At 61.7% G+C, this 19,411-nt stretch carries 15 protein-coding genes; 10 read left to right on the top strand and 5 right to left on the bottom strand.

Annotated features, from left to right (window positions below; genetic code table 11):
* The first annotated feature begins 20 nt into the window (after positions 1-20).
* The 5 genes from CSQ93_RS22610 (at position 21) to CSQ93_RS22590 (ending at position 3,824) form a co-directional block, all read left to right on the top strand.
* Positions 21-740: a response regulator gene (locus CSQ93_RS22610; RefSeq protein WP_034784724.1), complete on the top strand. Its 720-nt coding sequence runs from the start codon at positions 21-23 to the stop codon at positions 738-740.
* On the top strand, positions 737-1,138 hold the full coding sequence (locus CSQ93_RS22605; protein ID WP_099379970.1) for a GTPase: 402 nt from the start codon (positions 737-739) through the stop codon (positions 1,136-1,138). The genes CSQ93_RS22610 and CSQ93_RS22605 overlap by 4 nt, the downstream gene beginning before the upstream one ends.
* A 153-nt stretch (positions 1,139-1,291) precedes the next feature.
* The gene (locus CSQ93_RS22600; protein ID WP_099379969.1) at positions 1,292-1,549 is read left to right on the top strand and encodes a BTH_I0359 family protein; all 258 of its coding nucleotides are present in this window, start codon (positions 1,292-1,294) and stop codon (positions 1,547-1,549) included.
* 77 nt (positions 1,550-1,626) lie between these two features.
* A complete protein-coding gene (locus CSQ93_RS22595; protein ID WP_099379968.1) occupies positions 1,627-2,406 on the top strand; it encodes a class II glutamine amidotransferase in 780 nt (259 codons plus the stop codon).
* 137 nt (positions 2,407-2,543) lie between these two features.
* Entirely contained in the window at positions 2,544-3,824 is a 1,281-nt protein-coding gene (locus tag CSQ93_RS22590; protein WP_035824533.1) for an EAL and HDOD domain-containing protein, read from the top strand.
* A gap of 156 nt (positions 3,825-3,980) precedes the next feature.
* On the opposite strand, the gene CSQ93_RS22585 is transcribed toward CSQ93_RS22590, so the two are convergent.
* Positions 3,981-4,352: an SPW repeat protein gene (locus tag CSQ93_RS22585; RefSeq protein ID WP_099379967.1), complete on the bottom strand. Its 372-nt coding sequence runs from the start codon at positions 4,350-4,352 to the stop codon at positions 3,981-3,983.
* A gap of 112 nt (positions 4,353-4,464) precedes the next feature.
* Positions 4,465-8,259 (bottom strand): methionine synthase, encoded by a 3,795-nt coding sequence (metH, locus tag CSQ93_RS22580; protein WP_233516301.1) that lies wholly within the window; start codon positions 8,257-8,259, stop codon positions 4,465-4,467.
* A gap of 651 nt (positions 8,260-8,910) precedes the next feature.
* Here metH and CSQ93_RS22575 point away from each other — a divergent pair.
* Together CSQ93_RS22575 and CSQ93_RS22570 are read left to right on the top strand one after the other, a co-directional pair.
* Positions 8,911-11,385, top strand: coding sequence for an IPT/TIG domain-containing protein (locus tag CSQ93_RS22575; RefSeq protein ID WP_158301324.1), 2,475 nt, complete (start codon positions 8,911-8,913; stop codon positions 11,383-11,385).
* A gap of 159 nt (positions 11,386-11,544) precedes the next feature.
* Positions 11,545-11,952, top strand: coding sequence for a tautomerase family protein (locus tag CSQ93_RS22570; protein ID WP_099379965.1), 408 nt, complete (start codon positions 11,545-11,547; stop codon positions 11,950-11,952).
* On the opposite strand, the gene CSQ93_RS22565 is transcribed toward CSQ93_RS22570, so the two are convergent.
* The 3 genes from CSQ93_RS22565 to def form a co-directional block, all read right to left on the bottom strand.
* Positions 11,953-12,855, bottom strand: coding sequence for a LysR family transcriptional regulator (locus CSQ93_RS22565; protein WP_099379964.1), 903 nt, complete (start codon positions 12,853-12,855; stop codon positions 11,953-11,955).
* Positions 12,856-12,885: 30 nt separating this feature from the next.
* Positions 12,886-13,842, bottom strand: a complete 957-nt coding sequence (gene fmt, locus CSQ93_RS22560; RefSeq protein WP_099379963.1) for a methionyl-tRNA formyltransferase — start codon at positions 13,840-13,842, stop codon at positions 12,886-12,888.
* A gap of 97 nt (positions 13,843-13,939) precedes the next feature.
* On the bottom strand, positions 13,940-14,482 hold the full coding sequence (gene def / locus CSQ93_RS22555) for a peptide deformylase (RefSeq protein ID WP_099379962.1): 543 nt from the start codon (positions 14,480-14,482) through the stop codon (positions 13,940-13,942).
* Between the two features lie 300 nt (positions 14,483-14,782).
* Here def and dprA point away from each other — a divergent pair, with 300 nt between their 5' ends.
* From dprA to CSQ93_RS22540, 3 genes are all read left to right on the top strand, one after another.
* A complete protein-coding gene (dprA, locus tag CSQ93_RS22550; protein ID WP_099379961.1) occupies positions 14,783-15,886 on the top strand; it encodes a DNA-processing protein DprA in 1,104 nt (367 codons plus the stop codon).
* Between the two features lie 94 nt (positions 15,887-15,980).
* Positions 15,981-16,445 (top strand): DUF494 family protein, encoded by a 465-nt coding sequence (locus CSQ93_RS22545; protein ID WP_099379960.1) that lies wholly within the window; start codon positions 15,981-15,983, stop codon positions 16,443-16,445.
* Positions 16,446-16,718: 273 nt separating this feature from the next.
* Positions 16,719-19,382, top strand: a complete 2,664-nt coding sequence (locus tag CSQ93_RS22540; protein ID WP_099379959.1) for a DNA topoisomerase III — start codon at positions 16,719-16,721, stop codon at positions 19,380-19,382.
* Positions 19,383-19,411 lie beyond the last annotated feature (29 nt).

Raw genomic sequence — 19,411 nt, 5'->3', positions numbered from 1 at the left:
ATGAGGAAGGCAAGACACGAATGGCAAACATACTCGTAGTGGATGATGAAATGGGTATCCGTGAGTTGCTCTCGGAAATTTTGGGCGACGAAGGACATGCTATCCAGCTGGCCGAAAATGCGCAGCAGGCGCGCGAAGCGCGTGCCGCCGGTGCGCCGGATCTGGTATTGCTGGATATCTGGATGCCCGACACCGATGGCGTCACCTTGCTCAAGGAATGGCAGCGCGACGGCTTGCTGACCATGCCCGTGATCATGATGTCGGGCCATGCCACCATCGATACGGCGGTCGAGGCGACGCGCATCGGCGCCATGAACTTCCTGGAAAAACCGATTGCCCTGCAAAAACTGCTGAAAGCGGTTCAGCAAGGCTTGACGCGGGCACAGGAAACCGTGCGCGCGCCGAGCGTGGCGCCGCGTCCCGTGGCACCCGTGGTGGCCGAGGAAAGCAGCCATCCCGTGCCCAGCTTTGGTGGCAGCGCGCCGCAACAGCTGATGGTGCGCCCAGGCATCGCCGTCCCGGCGGTGGCCGAAGGCCATGGCTACAACCTGTCGTTCGACTTGCCCCTGCGCGAGGCGCGCGACGCGTTCGAGCGCATGTATTTCGAACACCACCTGGGACGCGAAGGCGGCAGCATGACCCGCGTGGCGGAAAAAACGGGCCTCGAGCGCACCCATTTGTACCGCAAGCTGAAACAGCTGGGCGTCGAACCGGGCAAGCTGGCCAAGAAAAGCCTGTGACGGCAGCCGTGCGGCGTCCGACGCCGCTGACCCTGGTCAGCGGTGGACGCGCCGCCGGGCGCGAGGCGGCCATCGCGCAAGCCTTGCGGCCGCAGCAAGCGAGTGCTGTCATCCTGGAAGGATTGGCTGACGGCAACGCCATCCTGGCCGACCTGGCCGAGCAAGTTTCCCCTTCTCCATCATTTCTCTTGCAACTGTTGCGCATCGCACCCGGTTGCCTGTGCTGCAGCGGCAATCTCGTATTGCGTGTAACATTGAATCGTCTGCTGCGCCATCCACCCGCGCACTTGTTCATCAGCCTGGCCGACGCCACGCACATCGAACAATTGCGCACCTGGCTCACCGCCAGTCCCTACGATACCTTGCTGGCGCTGCAAGCAGATATCGTCGTTGCCTGACGATTTTTCGATCGACTTACCGCAGTCGCAGTTTGCATCTCGTTACAACTCTGTAGCCCGCAGGGTGGCATGGCCGCTTGAAATGGCGCCGTGTGAACCCCACCTCTGTTCTGACACCGCAGGAGCTTCTCCTGCTTGAGCGAAGGATGCAAAATGAACCTGATCTATAACAGCGAACAATACAGCGTCGTGGAATTCGGCGTCGACGGCGACCTGGAAGCCCTGCGTTTTGGCGGCTATGAAATCGTCGACAAGGGGGGCAAACGCGAGACGTTTATCGCCGGCCTCCTGGCGCAAAACTTCCGCCGCGACGTCACGGAGCTGATCGCCAGCGAACCCAGCATGGAAGAGATCGATGAATTTTTGGGCAGCTATGATTCCCTCATGAGCCAGCCTGTCCTGTTGCACTGACCGGATGGCTATCGCCACCATACCAATCCGTCTGACGGCATGGTATGGTGGTTGTGTTATCCAGCTGCAAACAGACCATGTGCCAACTTCTCGGAATGAATTGCAATGTCCCCACGGACATTGTCTTTAGTTTTACCGGCTTCGCCATGCGCGGCGGCCATACCGATACCCACCATGACGGCTGGGGCATCGCCTTTTTCGAAGGCGCCGGCGTGCGCCATTTCGTCGACCACCAGGCGGCCATCGCCTCGCCCGTGGCCGAACTGATCAAACGTTACCCCATCAAGTCGCGCAATGTCATCGCGCATATCCGCAAGGCCACGCAAGGCCAGGTGGCGCTGGAAAACTGCCACCCCTTCGTGCGCGAACTGTGGGGCCGCTACTGGGTCTTTGCCCACAATGGCGACTTGAAGGATTTCAACCCCGTGCTGACGGGCAGCTACCGTCCCGTCGGTTGCACGGACAGCGAACGGGCTTTCTGCTATCTGCTGCAGGAACTGCACGCGCGCTTTGGCGATGCCCCGCCGGCCTTGCCGCAACTGCATGCCGCCCTGGCGGAGTTGTTGCCCAGCATCGCGGCCCACGGCACCTTCAACATGATGCTGTCGAGCGGCGAGGCGCTGTTTGCCCATTGCTCGACCAGTTTGCACTATCTGGTGCGACAACATCCGTTTCCAACTGCTAAACTCTCCGATGAAGACCTGAGCGTGGACTTTTCCCAGGTGACGACACCCCAGGACCGCGTGGCCGTGATCGTTACCCAGCCGCTGACGACGAATGAGCAATGGACGGCGTTTGCGCCGGGCGAATTGAAATTATTTGTCGACGGGATGGTGCAAGACATGCCAGTGGCCTAATTTGTTGACGACAATAAACTGGATTGCTGCCAAAATACCCACAGCGCGGGCGGAATTCAGCTAAAGTATTGTCAATAGTGAACCTTGATGCGGGCGCGGCGCGGCCGGTGTCACTCGACGTGATTGATGAAGAGTTAATGATCGATATTTCCAGCAACGACATCACCCCGAAACCCTTGCGCGTGCGCGAGTTCTATCTGGGGCGACAACCTATCCTTGACCGCAATCAAGCCCTGTTTGGCTATGAGTTGCTATTCCGCAACGCTCCGGTCGGTCCCGCCAACATTACCAGCGATCTGTCCGCCACGGCGTCCGTCATCGCCCACGCTTCCCAGCTGGGCATGGAAAAGGTCATCGGCGACGCGCTCGGTTTCGTCAACGTCGACGCCGACGTGATCATGAGCGACATCTTCGTGTTCCTGCCGCGTGAAAAAGTCGTGCTGGAAATCGTCGAATCGATGCCCGTCACGCCGGAAGTGCGCGCGCGCATCAGCGAACTGGTGGGCCATGGCTTCACCTTTGCGCTGGAAAACGTCGTCTCCGACACGGCGCAAGTGCAGGAATTGCTGCCGCTGGTGCAATACGTCAAGATGGACATGAGCACGGTCGATCCGAAAGTACTGGCAGCCCTGGCACCCCGTTTCAAGCAGGAAAACAAGAAACTGGTGGCGGAAAAGGTCGAGACGCGCGAAGAATTCAAGTCGGGCCTGGATCTGGGCTTCGATTACTTCCAGGGTTATTACTTTGCCAAGCCCGCCATCATGACGGGCAAGAAGCTGTCGCCGTCGCAACTGGCCGTCATGGAACTGATGACACTGGTGACGTCCGACGCCGACAATATGGACATCGAGCGCGCCATCAAGCGCGACGTGTCGCTGGCCTTGAACCTGTTGCGCCTGGTCAATACCCCGGCCGTGGGCGCGCGCCAGCGCATCGATTCGCTGAGCCAGGCCGTGACCGTGCTGGGCCGCCGCCAGTTGCAGCGCTGGCTGCAAATCATGCTGTATGCGGAACCAAGCAAGCGCGGCCATAGCATGACGCCGCTGCTGATGCTGGCCACCACGCGCGGCCGTTTGCTGGAATTGCTGGCGCATAAATTGCGCCCCAATCACGCCCATTCGGCCGATATCGCCTTTACGGTCGGCATCATGTCCCTGATGGATACCCTGTTCGGCGTGCCGATGTCGGAAATCCTCAGCCAGATCGAAGTGATCGACGAAGTGGCCGAAGCGCTGCTGTCGCGCGAAGGCTTCTACGGCGACCTGCTGCGCCTGGCCGAATGCATCGAGCGCATCGAAGACATGGAAGGCGAGATCGTGCCAACCCTGCGCGATCTGGCCATGTCGCCAGACGACCTGGTGGAGCTGGAAATGGCCGCCTATGAATGGAGCGATAACGTCGTCCGCTACGCTTTGTAGGTCGGATTAGCGCGGCCGCCAGGCCACGCGTAATCCGACAACATTGTTGGCGATGACTGTGGTGTCGGATTACGCGCAAGCGCTAATCCGACCTACGCGACCCGTCCAAAAAAACAGCCCTGCACGGCGACGCCGTGGCAGGGCTTTTTTACGCCGCTACGCCGCGGCGCTGGGCCAGTGCTTGTGCAGCTCGGGGTCGGTGCGCAGTTCCCACAGGGCCAGCACGACGACGGCGATACCGACGAGCAGCTCGTTCCACAGGACGACGCGCTGTTCGGCGATGCGCAGCACCCACGGCGAGGCCGCCACCCACACGCCCACCAGCAGGTTGACGACGACGGCCCAGAAATAGGTCTTGTACAGGTCGAAGGCGGCCAGCACGGCGATCACCAGGCCCGAGACAAAGGCGTTGAGCATCTGCGGTGAACCCTCGGGATAGGAAAACGCCCAGGGCGAGACGACGAGCCACAGGCCCAGCAACAGGATCACCTGATCCTGCCAGCGTTTCAGTTTGAAATTGGTTGCCATATATCCTCCTTGCCAGTTGGGAACGGGCCGGAGCGGGCATGCAGCATGCCGGCCGGCATACTGCGTTAGTGCGCTTCGGCGCGCGATAAGTTCCGCGCGCCTTGTGCTTATATTATGACAGGTTCGGCGCCAGCCAGCGTTCCACGTCCTCGATATTGGCGCCACGGCGCTTGGCCATGTCTTCCACCTGGTCCATGCCGATCTTGCCGACAACGAAGTATTTCGACTCCGGGTGGGCAAAATAGAAGCCGGACACGGCCGCGCCGGGGAACATGGCGTACGATTCCGTCAACTGCATGCCGATTTCCTCGGCCTGCATGACCTCGAACATCTGTTTCTTGACCGTGTGCTCGGGGCAGGCCGGGTAGCCTGGCGCCGGGCGGATGCCGACATATTTCTCGGCGATCATGTCATCGTTGCCCAGGTGCTCGTCCGGCACATAGCCCCACAAATCTTTGCGCACGCGCTCGTGCAGGTATTCGGCGAATGCTTCGGCCAGGCGGTCGGCCAGCGATTTGAGCATGATGGACGAGTAATCGTCGTGCGCATCCTCGAAGCGTTTCTCGTATTTCTCAATGCCGAGGCCGGACGTGACGGCGAACATGCCGATGTAATCCTTTACGCCCGATGCCTTTGGCGCAATGAAGTCGGCCAGGCACTGGTTCGGACGTTGCACGCCGTCGACCACGGGTTTTACGCCCTGCTGGCGCATGCCGTAGTAGGTGAACGCCACGCTACTGCGCGTATCGTCCGTGTACACCTCGATATCGTCGTCATTGACGCTGTTGGCTGGCAGCAAGGCCACGACGCCATTGGCCGTCAGCCAGCGTCCGTCGATGAGCTTTTTCAGCAAGGCCTGGCCTTCCGCGTACACCTTGGTGGCCGCGTCGCCCACCACTTCATCCGTCAAAATGGCGGGGAAGGGGCCGGCCAGGTCCCAGGTCTGGAAGAACGGGCCCCAGTCGATATAGTTGGCCAGCGTTGCCAGGTCGACATTTTTAAACAGGCGGCGGCCGATGAACTTCGGTTTCACGGGCGTGCAGGGGCCGTCGAAGGGCACGACCATCTTGTTGGCGCGGGCCTGCGCCAGCGGCAGGATGGGCAGGGCCTTCTTGTTGGCGTGCTGTTCGCGGATGCGCGCGTAGTCGAGCTCGATGTCTTCCACGTACTTGTCGCGCTGCTCCGGCGTCAAGAGCGACTGCGCCACGGATACGGAACGCGAGGCGTCCGGCACGTAGATGACGGGGCCTTCGTAGTTATGCGCGATTTTCACGGCCGTGTGGGCGCGGCTGGTAGTGGCGCCGCCGATCAGCAGGGGAATCTTGAGCATGCGGAAGTGTTCGTCGCGCTGCATTTCCTTGGCGACATACGCCATTTCTTCCAGGGACGGCGTGATCAGGCCGGACAGACCGATGATGTCGGCGTTTTCCACCTTGGCGCGCGCGAGGATTTCCGAGCACGGCACCATCACGCCCATGTTCACCACTTCGAAGTTATTGCATTGCAAGACTACCGTGACGATGTTCTTGCCGATGTCATGCACGTCGCCTTTCACGGTCGCCATGATGATCTTGCCCTTCGGCTTGGCCACGATGCCCGTGCGCTTTTCTTCCAGCAGCTTTTCTTCCTCGATAAACGGAATCAAGTGGGCCACGGCCTGTTTCATCACGCGCGCCGATTTCACCACTTGCGGCAGGAACATCTTGCCCTGGCCAAACAGGTCGCCGACCACGTCCATGCCCGCCATCAGCGGGCCCTCGATCACGTGGATCGGGCGCCCGCCATTGTGCAGCAGCTCCTGGCGCGCTTCTTCCGTGTCTTCCACGATGAATTGCGTGATGCCATGCACGAGCGCGTGCGACAGGCGCGCCTGCACCGTACCCTCGCGCCAGGCCAGGGTTTGCGCTTCGGCCTTGCCGCCCGCCTTCAGGGTGCCGGCAAATTCGATCATGCGTTCGGTCGAGTCTTCGCGGCGGTTCAGCACCACGTCTTCCACGCGCTCGCGCAATTCCGGGTCCAGGTTGTCGTACACGCCCACCATGCCGGCGTTGACGATGCCCATGGTCATGCCGGCCTTGATGGCGTGGTACAGGAAGACCGTGTGGATGGCTTCGCGGGCGGGATCGTTGCCACGGAAACTGAACGACACGTTCGACACGCCGCCCGAGATCTTCGCGTACGGCAAGTTTTCCTTGATCCAGCGCGTGGCGTTGATGAAGTCGACGGCGTAGTTGTTGTGCTCTTCGATACCGGTGGCGACGGCAAAGATGTTCGGGTCGAAAATGATGTCTTCCGGCGGGAAGTCGAGCGCATCGATCAATAAATGGTAGGCGCGCGCGCAAATCTCGATCTTGCGCTCGAAGGTGTCGGCCTGGCCCTTTTCATCGAAGGCCATGACGATCACGGCCGCGCCATAGCGCCGGCACAGTTTCGCCTGGCGCAGGAATTCTTCTTCGCCTTCCTTCATGGAAATCGAATTGACGATGGCCTTGCCCTGCACGCATTTCAGGCCCGCTTCGATGACCGACCATTTCGACGAGTCGACCATGATGGGCACGCGCGAAATATCGGGTTCCGAGGCGATCAGGTTCAAAAAGCGCGTCATGGCGGCCAGCGAATCGAGCATCGCTTCATCCATGTTGATGTCGATCACTTGCGCACCATTTTCCACTTGCTGGCGGGCAACTGACAAGGCTTCGTCGTATTGCTCGTTGAGAATCATGCGTGCGAACGCCTTGGAACCCGTGACGTTGGTGCGCTCGCCCACGTTGACGAACAGCGACTCGTCATTGACGACGAACGGCTCCAGGCCCGCCAGGCGCAAGTCGTGCGATGGGGCTGGCACGGTGCGCGGGGTGTTTTTCGACAGCAATGCGCCGATGGCGGCGATGTGCTCGGGCGTGGTGCCGCAGCAGCCGCCCGCCATGTTCAGGAAGCCCGCGTCGGCAAATTCGCGCAGCAGGGCGGACGTGTCGGCTGGCAACTCGTCAAAGCCCGTGTCGCTCATGGGATTGGGCAAGCCCGCGTTCGGGTAGATGCACACGAAGGTGTCGGCGATCTTGGCCAGCTCTTCCGCGTACGGGCGCATCAGGGCGGCGCCCAGTGCGCAGTTCAGGCCGATGGTCAGCGGTTTTGCGTGGCGCACGGAATTCCAGAAGGCGGGCACGGTCTGGCCCGACAAGATGCGTCCCGACGCATCCGTGACGGTGCCGGAAATCATCAAAGGCAGGCGCACGACGCCAGGATTTTGCTCGTAGAACAGGTCAATGGCGAACAGGGCCGCCTTGCAGTTCAAGGTATCGAAAATGGTTTCCACCAGCAGCACGTCGGCGCCGCCTTCCACCAGGCCCTGCGTCTGCTGCAGGTAGGCGGCCACCAGCTGGTCGAAGCTGACGTTGCGCGCGGCCGGGTCGTTGACGTCGGGCGAGATCGACGCCGTCTTCGGCGTAGGCCCGAGGGCGCCGGCGACAAAGCGCGGCTTGTCCGGGGTGGAATATTTATCGCAGGCGGCGCGCGCCAGCTTGGCCGCCTGCACGTTCATTTCATAGGCCAGGTGGGCCATGTGGTAATCGTCTTGCGCGATGGTCGTGGCGCCGAAGGTATTCGTTTCGATCAGGTCGGCGCCGGCCGCCAGGTAGCGCTCGTGGATTTCCTGGATGATGTGCGGCTGCGTCAGGGTCAGCAACTCATTATTGCCCTTGACGAACAGTTCGCGCGCGCCACTGTCGGCCGGCGCGGTGAAATCGATGAAGCGGCCGGCGGGGCCGCCGCGATACGCTTCTTCATCAAGCTTGTATTGCTGGATGATCGTGCCCATGGCGCCGTCGAGAATCATGATCCGCTGCGCCAGAATGGCGCGCAAGGTGGCTTCGGTCGGGGACATGGCGGGGATCACGGTATCGTTCATTTCATGCTTTCAATAGGCAAACGGGCGGCGGCGCGGCGACAGGGCAGTACGAGGCGGATGCGGGCCAGCAGGATCAGCTGACGGAGAGTTGCCGGCCGGGTAGGGCAGGCAGAAGGTGGCAATCGCCTGATTTCACCGGGTCTAAAATTATACGGCATCAGGCTGCTTTGGTTTTAAGCAAAAGCGGCCGTTCGTCCCACGGCAGGCGTGGTTGCAACACATTGCAACACATCGCCTTCCGCCACGCCGGCTTCTGAAAATGACATTCCTGAAAATCTTACTCAAAACGTTAATTCTTCCAGCAAAGTTGGCAGGAAGATATGATCTCTAGGCTGTGGAAAAATTTCCACATTATTTGCGCCATGTCTGCATCTTTTTAATGAATTGAATGGCAATAGCTGCAAAGGAAAGTAATTTTGATTTAAGCCAATACAGAGTGAAGCCAATAATGCTCAAAATAAAATTTGCCAAGAAGATATTTTAATTATTATCAAAACCAATTGAATCAAAAGCATTAATAGTTGTCTTTAGGAATCGAATTAACCCATAATATTGGTTCTTCGAAATTAAATTCTCACCAAAAGTCACCAATATGTCACATTTATCCCGTGTCCTCCCCGGCATCGCGCTGCATCAACATGGTTGCCAGCCATGAAAAACCATCTGCTAGTCGCATTGTTTGTCGTGCTGGGCCTGTCCGCTTGCGGCGGGGGCGGCGGTGGTGGGGGCGACACGGTGGTGGCGACCACTTCGGGTACGCCCGTCCAGATTCCTGCCGTGACAGCCGTCTCGGCGGCGAATGTCGCCGTCGGTGGCAGCCTGGTGCTCACGGGCACGAATCTGAGCCGCGTGACGGCTTTCCAGGTGGGCGGCGTGAGCGTTACCGCCAGTGCCGCCAGCGACACCAGCGTCACGCTGGCCATGCCTGGCGTGCCCGTATCGGGCGCCTTGAGTCTCGTCAGCGCCAGCGGCACGGCGGCCACCAGCTATAACGTCAATGTGTACCTGCCCTTGACTGTGGCCAGCGTCGCACCGGCGACGGGCGGTGTCGGTTCCAGCGTGACGATCACGGGCGGCGGCATGGGCGCCGTGACGGCGGTGCAGTTTGGCAATGGTGCGGCGGCAACGCCGCAAAGCCAGACGGCCAGCAGCGTGACGGTGGTAGTGCCTGCGGGCGCCGCGACCGGCGCGCTGACGGTGCGCGGTCCCTACAACGATGTCGCCAGCAGCGACGCGTACACGGTCCTGGCCAGCGTGGCGGTGACGTCGATCACGTCGGCCGTCAACGGCGCGACCTTATCGGTGACGCTGCAGGGCAGCAATCTCGACCAGGTCAGCTCGGCTTCGGTGGGCAATACGCCGGCCGTCATCGTCAGCGCCAGTGCCAGCCAGCTGCTGCTGTCCGCGCCAGCCGCGGCAACGGGCAACGTGATGCTGTCGGCCACGTCGCGTATCGCCGTGAATGCGGGCACGGTGTCGGCCTTTACCCTGGGCAGCATTGATTTCGCGCAAGTATTGAATTTGAACGCCAGCAATACGGCCTTGCGCCTGACGCGCGGCAAGCCGGCCGCCGTGCGCGTGTCCGTGCTGGCCACGCAGGCGGGCCAGGCCAGCCCGGCTGTCACCTTGCATGCGACGTCTGCCAATGGCAGCAACCTGGGCAGCATCGCGATGACGGGACCGGCGCTCTTGCCGACAACGAAGAACGATGACAGTTTCAATGGCAATTTCAGTGCCGTCCTGCCCTCCGGGTGGATCTTGCCCGGCGTGCGCGTGCGCGTGACGGCCGTCGGCAATGACGGCGTGCAAGTGAGCCAGGAAGCGGCGCCCACGGTGGCCAGCCTGGCCAGGATCCGTCTGGTGCTCGTGCCCCTGAGTACCGACGATGGCGTGGCGCAACTGCCTGACGCCGAGGTGATCCGTGCCGCGCTGCTGCGCGTGTACCCGTATGCGACGGAAAATATCAGCATCACGACGCGCGCTGCGCTGAGCATGCCAGGCAGCAGCACGGCCGACAGCTGGTGGAGCGATACCCTGGGCAAGCTGGAAAACCAGCGCGCGCTGGAAGACAGCGGCGCCTATTATTATGGTTTTGTGCCGAAAATGTCCTCCAGCCGCGCCGCCGGCCTGGCCTACATCAACCAGCGCAGCAGCGGCAGCGACTTCACGTCGGCCATTGGCCTGGATGCCAGGTTCAACAGCATCGCCTCGGTCGATCCCTTCGGCAACCAATGGCCTGAATGGCTGACCACGCTCGTGCATGAACTGGGCCACAACCACTCGCTGCAGCACGTTGCCTGCGGCGGTCCAGCCAATGCGGCTCCCGATTACCCGTATGCAAATGGCAATCTTGGCCCGCAACCGCTGTACAACAGCAACTATGCAGGCAGCATCGGTCAGTTGAGCAAGGCAGTGTATGGCAGCACGCCGATGAAAGACGTGATGAGCTATTGCAGCGGCGCCTGGTTCTCCGACTACAGCTATGCGCGGGTGCAGCAATTCCTGGAAAAACGCAGCACGCAAGTTACGGGCAGCAATGTGCTGGCCACCAGCATGTCCGTGGCCGAGAACGGCTATCTGACCATTTCCGGCCGCATCACGCCGAGCGGCGTGGCCTTGCGCCCGGCCGTTGCCTCGTCCACGCGCGTTGGCGCGGCCACCAGTGGCAGCGGCCAGGCGTACACCTTGCGGATTTTGACGGCGTCCGGAGCGACTATCGACTTGCCCTTCGATGCCGTGAGCCTGGCCGACCATGGCGGCAGCGCCATGAGCCACTTCCGCGTCAGCTTCGCCAATCCTGGCGATATCAGCGACGTGAAAGTATTGTCAAAAGGCAAGGCGTTGGCCACCCTGGATCGCCCGCTTCGCCGCAGCAAGGCCGCCAACGATGGCAGCTTTGAGATAACGCAAAGCGGCGGCAAGCTGGCGCTGGTCTGGGATGCGCAAGCGGAGCCGTATGCGGCTGTGCTGCACGTGGCGACCGATGGCCGCAAGACGGTGCTCGCCAGCGGCTTGACGGGTGGCAGTGCCAGCGTCGACGTGAGCGCCTTGCCGGCCGGCGGCCGCTTCGAGGTCAGCCTGTCGTCGTCCGTCCGCGCGCGCTTGATGAACGTCCAGCGCCGCTAAGCGGTCACGCCGGATGCAACAAGGGCTTGCCGCGGCAAGCCCTTTTTTTATGCGCGCAGGCATTGGTGCATAAACTGCACAGATCCTGTGCCGGGCGGAAGCTGCCCTTTCTCATCCCGCCTGCCTAGAATGGGTCTTCATCCACTTGCGGAGCATCCCATGCCCATCCTGAACCTGCGTTTGTCCACCGCGCCCGATGCGCGCCAGTCGGCCGCCATCGCCGCCACCCTGAGCCAATTGACGGCGCAGCTGTTGCACAAGGCGCCCGAATTGACGTCGGTGGCGATCAGCCATGCCGACGCGGCGCACTGGTTTGTCGGCGGCCCCTCGCTGCAAGCCCAGGGCAAGAGCAGTTTTTTCCTCGATATCCTGATCAGCGATGAAACGAATACGGCCGCGGAAAAGGCCGCGTATATCGCCGCCGTGTTCGCCGCCATGCAGGAGTATCTCGGCGCCTTGCATGAAGTCAGCTATATCCACGTGCATGACGCGCGCCAGGCGGCCTGGGGCTACGGCGGCTTGACGCAGCAGTTCCGCGCCGTGCGCAAGGCGCTGCAGCAGCCATGATCAATCCCAGCGGCGATCTTGATAGTGTTGCACGGCAAAATCGATGAAGGCCCTGACCTTCGGCGACAGCTTGCGGCTGTGCGGATACAGCGCGTACAGGGTGCGCGGCCGCAAGGTGTAGCCGGATAACACTTCCACCAGCTGGCCGCTGCACAGCGCGTCGCGCACGATGAAGGCGGCCGCGCCGGCAATCCCCATGCCGCCCACGGCCGCTTCGCGCAGGGCGACGCTGGTATTGGCTTGCAGGCTGCCGCGCACGGCCACCTTGTGCGCGGCGCCGTCGCTATCCGTGAACGACCACTCCGCCGGCTTGTCGCCGGATGTGTACATCAGGCAATTGTGCTGCGCCAGCTCTTGCGGCGTGGCCGGATGGCCATGGCGTGCCAGGTAGGCGGGCGAGGCGACGGCCAGCGTGCGGCTGCTGGCCAGCTGGCGCGCCACCAGGGTGGAATCGGGCAAGCCGCGCGCCAGGCGCAACGCCACGTCGAAGCCATCGTCGATCAGGTCGACGATGCGGTCATTGCAGACGAGGTCGATGTGGATGTGCGGGTATTGGCGGGAAAAATCGGGCAGCCAGGCGGCCAGTTCCAGCGTGCCGAAAGCCATCGGCGCATTGATGCGCAGGCTGCCGGACGGCTGCGCCTGGTGCATGGCGACGGCGCGGTCGGCCGCATCGAGGGCGTCGAGGATGTCGCGGCTGGCCAGGTAGTATTCCTGTCCGGCCGCCGTCAGGGCGAAGCGGCGCGTGGTGCGGTTGAGCAACTGTGCGCCCAGCTGGCTTTCCAGCTGGCGGATCTGGCGCGAGACGATGGAGTGGGAGATGCCCAGCGCGGCGCCCGCGGCCGTGAAACTGCCCAGTTCCACGACGTGGCGCAGGGCGCGCAAGGCGGTCAGCTGGTCCATGGGCGCGTGCCGCCGGTAGCGATTGCCGGCTTAAACGAAGCGTTTGCCTTCGAGGGGGAAGCCCTTGATGAACTCGGCCGCAGGCAGGCGCTTGCCGCCCGGTTTTTGCAGTTCCGTCAGGCGCAGGGAACCATTGCCGCAAGCGACGACGATGCCGTGCTGGGCGTCGGCCGCCAGCACCTGGCCTGGCGCTTCCTTGCTGTCCGCTTCGAGCACGTCGGCGGCCCAGATCTTGACGGTGGTGCCATCGACCTGGCCGCAGGCGCCGGGAAACGGATTGAAGGCGCGGATTTTCAGGCCCAGTTCCAGCGCCGGCAAGCTGAAATCGAGCGCCGCTTCTTCCTTGGCGATTTTTGCCGCATAGGTGACGCCCGCTTCCGGCTGCGGCACGGCTTCGAGCGGCTGCTGCTGCATCTTGCGCAGGGTTTCGACGATCATCTTGCCGCCCAGGGTGGCCAGCTTGTCGTGCAGGCTGGCGGTGGAGTCGCCCGCTTCGATGGGCGTGCGCTCGATGGCCAGCATGGGCCCCGTATCGAGGCCTTCTTCCATCTGCATGATGGTCACGCCCGTTTCATCGTCACCGGCTTCGATGGCGCGGTGAATCGGTGCCGCACCGCGCCAGCGCGGCAGCAAGGAACCGTGGATATTGATGCAGGGTTTGAGGTCGAGGGTGCTGCGCGGCAAGATCAAGCCATAGGCGGCCACCACCATGACATCGTAATCGGTGGCCAGCAGGCGTTCGTGGGCCGCCTTTGCCTCGGCGGCGCGCTGCGGGTCCTTGCTGTCCATGCGCAGGGACAGCGGCTGCAGCACGTCGATGCCGTGCTGCTGGGCATACTGCTTGACGGCCGAGGCGTGCAATTGCATGCCGCGTCCGGCAGGGCGGTCGGGCTGGGTCAGCACCAGCGGAATCTCAAAGCCCGCTTCGTGCAAGTCTTTCAGGGCCGTGGCGGCAAATTCAGGCGTGCCTGCGAAGATCACTTTCATATGGTTCCTTGACGTGAGGTGCGCAGGCCCGCGCCCGAGGGCGCCAGGCTGGCGTGGTAAGACGACTACTGTTGCTGCTTAGTCTATCAGCAGTAGCTTAGAAACGGCGGTTCTGTGCACGCAAGCTCGCTTCGCGCTCGAGACCACGGATTTCCTTGATCATCTTGGTCTTGATGCGGTTGCGCTTGAGCGGCGACAGGTATTCGACGAATACCTTGCCCAGCAAGTGATCCATCTCATGCTGGATGCAGACGGCCAGCAAGCCATCGGCTTCCAGTTCGAACTGCTTGCCGTGGCGGTCCTGGGCGCGCACCTTGATGCGGGCCGGGCGCTCGACGCCGTCGTAGACGCCAGGCACGGACAGACAACCTTCGTCGTAGACCTGCTTTTCTTCGCTGGCCCAGGTGATTTCCGGGTTGACGAACACTTGCAGCTGGTTTTTCTCTTCGGTGGTGTCGATCACCATCATCTGGATATGTTCGTCCACTTGCGACGCGGCCAGGCCGACGCCCGGGGCGTCGTACATGGTTTCAGCCATGTCGTCGATCAGGGTTTGCAGGCGCGCGTCAAATTCGGTGACGGGCTTGGCGATCGTGTGCAGGCGAGGATCGGGGTAACGCAGGATATTTAATATGGACATACGGATTCGACTGGTTAAGGTGGGCGCCGGTGCGCCGGATTATTCATGCCTGGGCCATGCGAACGATGGCAGGGCTATTTTAGTTGTGTACGCCTTGGGCGCGCATGGCACAACGACGCGGCAGATGCGTTTGCCAGTGCGCTAATCGTTTGCTGCAAAGGGAAATTTTATCACAGACGCCCATGCTCCTGTGGAGGAGGGACCGTTTTGCACGGCCATTGCACGCATTCTTGCGCGCGTCGGTATCGCGTGCGCGCCATGGCGCTAGCATGGGATGGCACAGTACACAGTGAGGTTGTCATGTATGCACTTGCCACGATGGCAGACACGGCCACGGAACTGGCGGGCTGGCTGCGCCTGCAGCATCTGCCCGGCGTGGGGCCGGTGGCGGCGCGCGCCTTGCTGGCCCGCTTCGGCTTGCCGCCGGCCATCTTCGCCGCATCATTCGAGGCCCTGCGCGAAGTGGTGCCGGCCAGCGCGGCGCGCGCCATCGTGCAGCCGCCCAAGCCGGTGGCCAACAGCCAGCTCGATCTCACCCTGCAATGGCTGCAGCGGCCCGGCAACGCCGTGCTGACGCTGGCCGATGCCGCGTATCCGCCCCTGTTGCTGGAAATCGCCGATCCGCCGCTGTTGTTATATGTACGGGGGCGGGCGGAATTGCTGTCGCGTCCCGGCGTGGCCATCATCGGCAGCCGCAATGCCAGCGCGCAAGGCATGCAGAATGCGACCGCCTTCGCGCAGGCCCTCAGCGCGACAGGCTTGAGCATCATTTCCGGGCTGGCGCTGGGCATCGACACGCACGCGCACGAGGGCGGCTTGCGCGGCGCGGGCGGCACGGTGGCCGTGATCGGCACGGGCGCCGATCTGGTGTACCCGCGACGTAACCTTGATCTGGCGCAAAGAATCGCCGAACAGGGTTGCATCGTCAGCGAGTACGCACTGGGCTTACCCGCCATGCCCGGTAACTTTCCGCGCCGCAATCGCCTGATCAGCGGACTGGCGCGCGGCGTGCTGGTGATCGAGGCGGCCGCGCAATCGGGTTCATTGATCACGGCGCGCCTGGCGGGCGAGCAGGGGCGCGATGTGTATGCCTTGCCCGGTTCCATCCATGCGACGTTGGCCAAGGGTTGCCATGCGCTCATCAAGCAAGGCGCCAAGCTGGTCGAGTCGGCCGATGACGTGCTGCAAGAGCTGCAATGGCTGGGCGGCGCTCCCCACGAGCCGCCAACGGTGGAAGATGAACCGCCGCTGCTGGCCGCGCTGGGCCACGATCCCCTCGATGCCGATACCCTGGCCGCGCGCAGCGGCCTGGCCATGGGCACGCTGATGGGCGAATTGCTGGCGCTGGAGCTGGCGGGCCGGGTGGAACGCTTGCCTGGGGGACTGTTTCAACGCTGTAAATGACAGCTTGTCACTTGTGTGGCGGCCTTGCCGCACGGCGGCGCTTTGTCGGCGCGCACCCTTGTGTCGCAGCGAACTTAGCTGATAGAGTAGAGCCATGTTCGATATCCTGGTGTACCTCTACGAGACTTACTATCGCCCCGATGCCTGCCCCGAGCCGGCAGTCCTGGCGCGCAAACTGTCGGCCGTCGGTTTCGACGACGTGGAGATTTCCGAAGCGCTCGTGTGGCTGACGGATTTAAATGCCATGGCCGGCGTCGAACACACCCTGACGGCCAGTTCCACGGGCACGCGCTTTTATGTGCAGCAGGAAAGCGACGTGCTGGGCACGGCCGCCATCGGCTTCATCCAGTTCCTGGAAAGCGCCAAGGTGCTGTCGCCGCTGCAGCGCGAAATCGTCATCGAACGGGCGCTGGCGCTCGACGAGGCGCCCGTGTCGCTGGGCAAGCTGAAAGTCATCGTGCTGATGCTGCTGTGGAGCCAGGGCAAGGAACCGGACGCCCTGATGTTCGACGACCTGTTTGTCGACGATGAAGATCTGCCGCCGCGCCTGCTGCACTAATATATAAACGCCCTTGGCCGCACCTGGCGCCACTGCCGCGCCATCTCCCTTACTATATGCTGCGGCACCGCGCCCGCCAGCCCATTGTGTTTGCGCTGGCGCATTCTTGCTTGCAGATAACTTGCCGAATTCTTCAATAGGCGCTTATCATTGGCCGCTTGACAAGACCACAAGTCACAAGGCCTTGCGCAGACAAAAGCGTCGGCGCCTGGCAATGCACTGTATGATGCGCATGCTGAAACTATCCTAGAGCATTTTTCGAGACTAAAAAATATGACAAAAACCCTCATCATCGCCGAGAAGCCTTCTGTCGCGAACGATATCGCGAAGACGCTTGGCGGCTTCACCAAGCACGATGAGTACTTTGAATCGGATGAATACGTCCTGTCCTCGGCGGTCGGCCACTTGCTGGAGATCGCCGTACCGGAAGAATTCGACGTGAAGCGCGGCAAATGGAGTTTCGCGCACTTGCCGATGATTCCACCGTATTTCGCGCTGAACCCGATCGCCAAGACGGAAGCGCGCCTCAAAGTATTAAACAAGCTGATCAAACGCAAAGACGTTACCACCCTCATCAACGCATGCGATGCGGGGCGCGAAGGCGAGCTGATTTTCCGCCTGATCGCGCAAAACGCGAAAGCCAAGCAACCGGTCAAGCGCCTGTGGCTGCAGTCGATGACGCCAGGCGCCATCCGCGACGGTTTCTCGCACCTGCGCAGCGACGAAGAAATGCTGCCGCTGGCGGACGCGGCCCGCTGCCGTTCGGAAGCCGATTGGTTGATCGGCATCAATGGCACGCGTGCCATGACGGCGTTTAATTCGAAAGAAGGCGGTTTTTATCTGACGACCGTGGGCCGCGTGCAGACGCCAACCCTGTCCATCGTGGTCGAACGCGAAGATAAAATTAAAAAATTCGTGCCGCGCGACTTCTGGGAAGTGCGCGCCGAATTCGTTTGCGCGGCCGGTATCTATGAAGGCCGCTGGCTGGACACGAAATTCAAGAAGGACGAGAACGATCCCGAGAAGCGCGCCGAGCGCCTGTGGAGCAAGACGGCTGCCGATTCGATCGCCACCGCCTGCCGCGGCCGCCAGGGCATCGTCACGGAAGAATCGAAACCGACCACCTCGATGGCGCCGGGCCTGTTCGACCTGACCAGCCTGCAGCGCGAAGCAAACTCGCGTTTCGGCTTCTCCGCTAAAAATACCCTGGGTCTGGCCCAGGCGCTGTACGAAAAGCACAAGGTATTGACGTATCCGCGTACCGATTCGCGCCACCTGCCGGAAGACTACATGCCGACCGTGCTGCAGGCGCTGGAAACGGTCAAGGAAAACAGCAATTACCACCAGTTCGCCAAGCAGATCATCGACAAGGGCTGGGTCAAGCCGAACAAGCGCATCTTCGACAATACCAAGATCTCGGATCACTTCGCGATCATCCCGACGACGATCGCGCCAAAGAATTTGTCCGAGCCGGAACAGAAATTGTACGACCTGGTCACGCGCCGCTTCATGGCCGTGTTCTTCCCGCCTGCGGAATTCCAGGTCACCACGCGCTACACGGAAGTGTCCGGCCATCAGTTCAAGACTGAAGGCAAGGTCATGACCAATCCGGGCTGGCTGGCCATCTATGGCAAGGAAGCCTCGACGGACGCCGACAAGGAAAGCAATGGCAACGGCAATCTGGTGCCAGTGGCCAAGGGCGAGAAAGTACAGACGGAAAGCGTCAACGCCAACGGCCTGGTCACCAAGCCGCCTGCGCGCTTCACGGAGGCGACCTTGCTGTCGGCCATGGAAGGCGCCGGCAAGCTGATCGACGACGACGAACTGCGCGATGCGATGGCTGGCAAGGGCCTCGGCACGCCAGCGACGCGCGCGGCCACCATCGAGGGCTTGCTGACGGAACGCTATCTGATCCGCGAAGGCCGCGAACTGATTCCGACGGCGAAGGCGTCGCAGCTGATGACCTTGTTGAAAGGCCTGGGCGTCAACGAATTGACGGCGCCGGAGCTGACGGGCGAGTGGGAATACAAGCTGTCGCAGATGGAAAAAGGCAAGATTTCGCGCGAAGAATTCATGCGTGAAATCGCGCAGATGACGCAAATCATCGTCAAGCGCGCCAAGGAATACGATAACGACACGATCCCCGGCGACTACGCGACGCTGGAAACGCCATGCCCGAATTGCAGCGGCGTGGTAAAGGAAAACTACCGTCGTTTCGCCTGCACCAAGTGCGAATTCTCGATGAGCAAGACGCCGGGTTCGCGCCAGTTCGAAATCGCCGAAGTGGAGCAATTGCTGAAGGACCGCACCATCGGCCCGCTGCAAGGCTTCCGCTCGAAGATGGGCCGTCCGTTCGCCGCCATCCTGCGCATCGTGCGCGATGAAGAGATCAAGAACTTCAAGCTGGAATTCGATTTCGGCCAGAACGACGAGAGCGAAGATGGCGAAGGCGTCGATTTCACGGGCCAGACGCCCGTGGGACCTTGCCCCAAGTGCAATGCCGGCGTGTACGAAATGGGCCTGGCCTATGTGTGCGAACACAGCGTGGCCAAGCCGAAGACGTGCGACTTCCGCAGCGGCCGCATCATCTTGCAGCAGGAAATCTTGCCGGAACAAATGGCAAAACTGCTCAACGATGGCAAGACGGACTTGCTGCCGGGCTTTGTTTCGCAGCGTACCCGTCGTCCGTTCAAGGCTTTCCTCGTGCGCGGCAAGGATGGCAAGGTGAGCTTCGAGTTTGAAGAGCGCAAGGCCAAGCCGGGCGCGAAGACGAAGGCGGCAGCCGTTGAGGCCGAAGGCGAAGAAGGCGCGGCGCCAGCGAAGAAAACGGCCGTCAAAAAGGCTGCCGTGAAGAAAGCGCCAGCGAAGAAAGCCACGGCCGTGAAAAAGCCGGCCGCCAAGAAGGCGCCGGCGAAGAAAGCGGCAGCGGCGGAGTAATCGGACGCAAACCAAACAAAAGCCAGGAA

Source organism: Janthinobacterium sp. BJB426, assembly GCF_002735705.1.
Taxonomy (GTDB): domain Bacteria; phylum Pseudomonadota; class Gammaproteobacteria; order Burkholderiales; family Burkholderiaceae_D; genus Janthinobacterium.
Note: the sequence above shows the minus strand (reverse complement) of the source record. Positions and strands in the feature narration are given on the sequence as shown.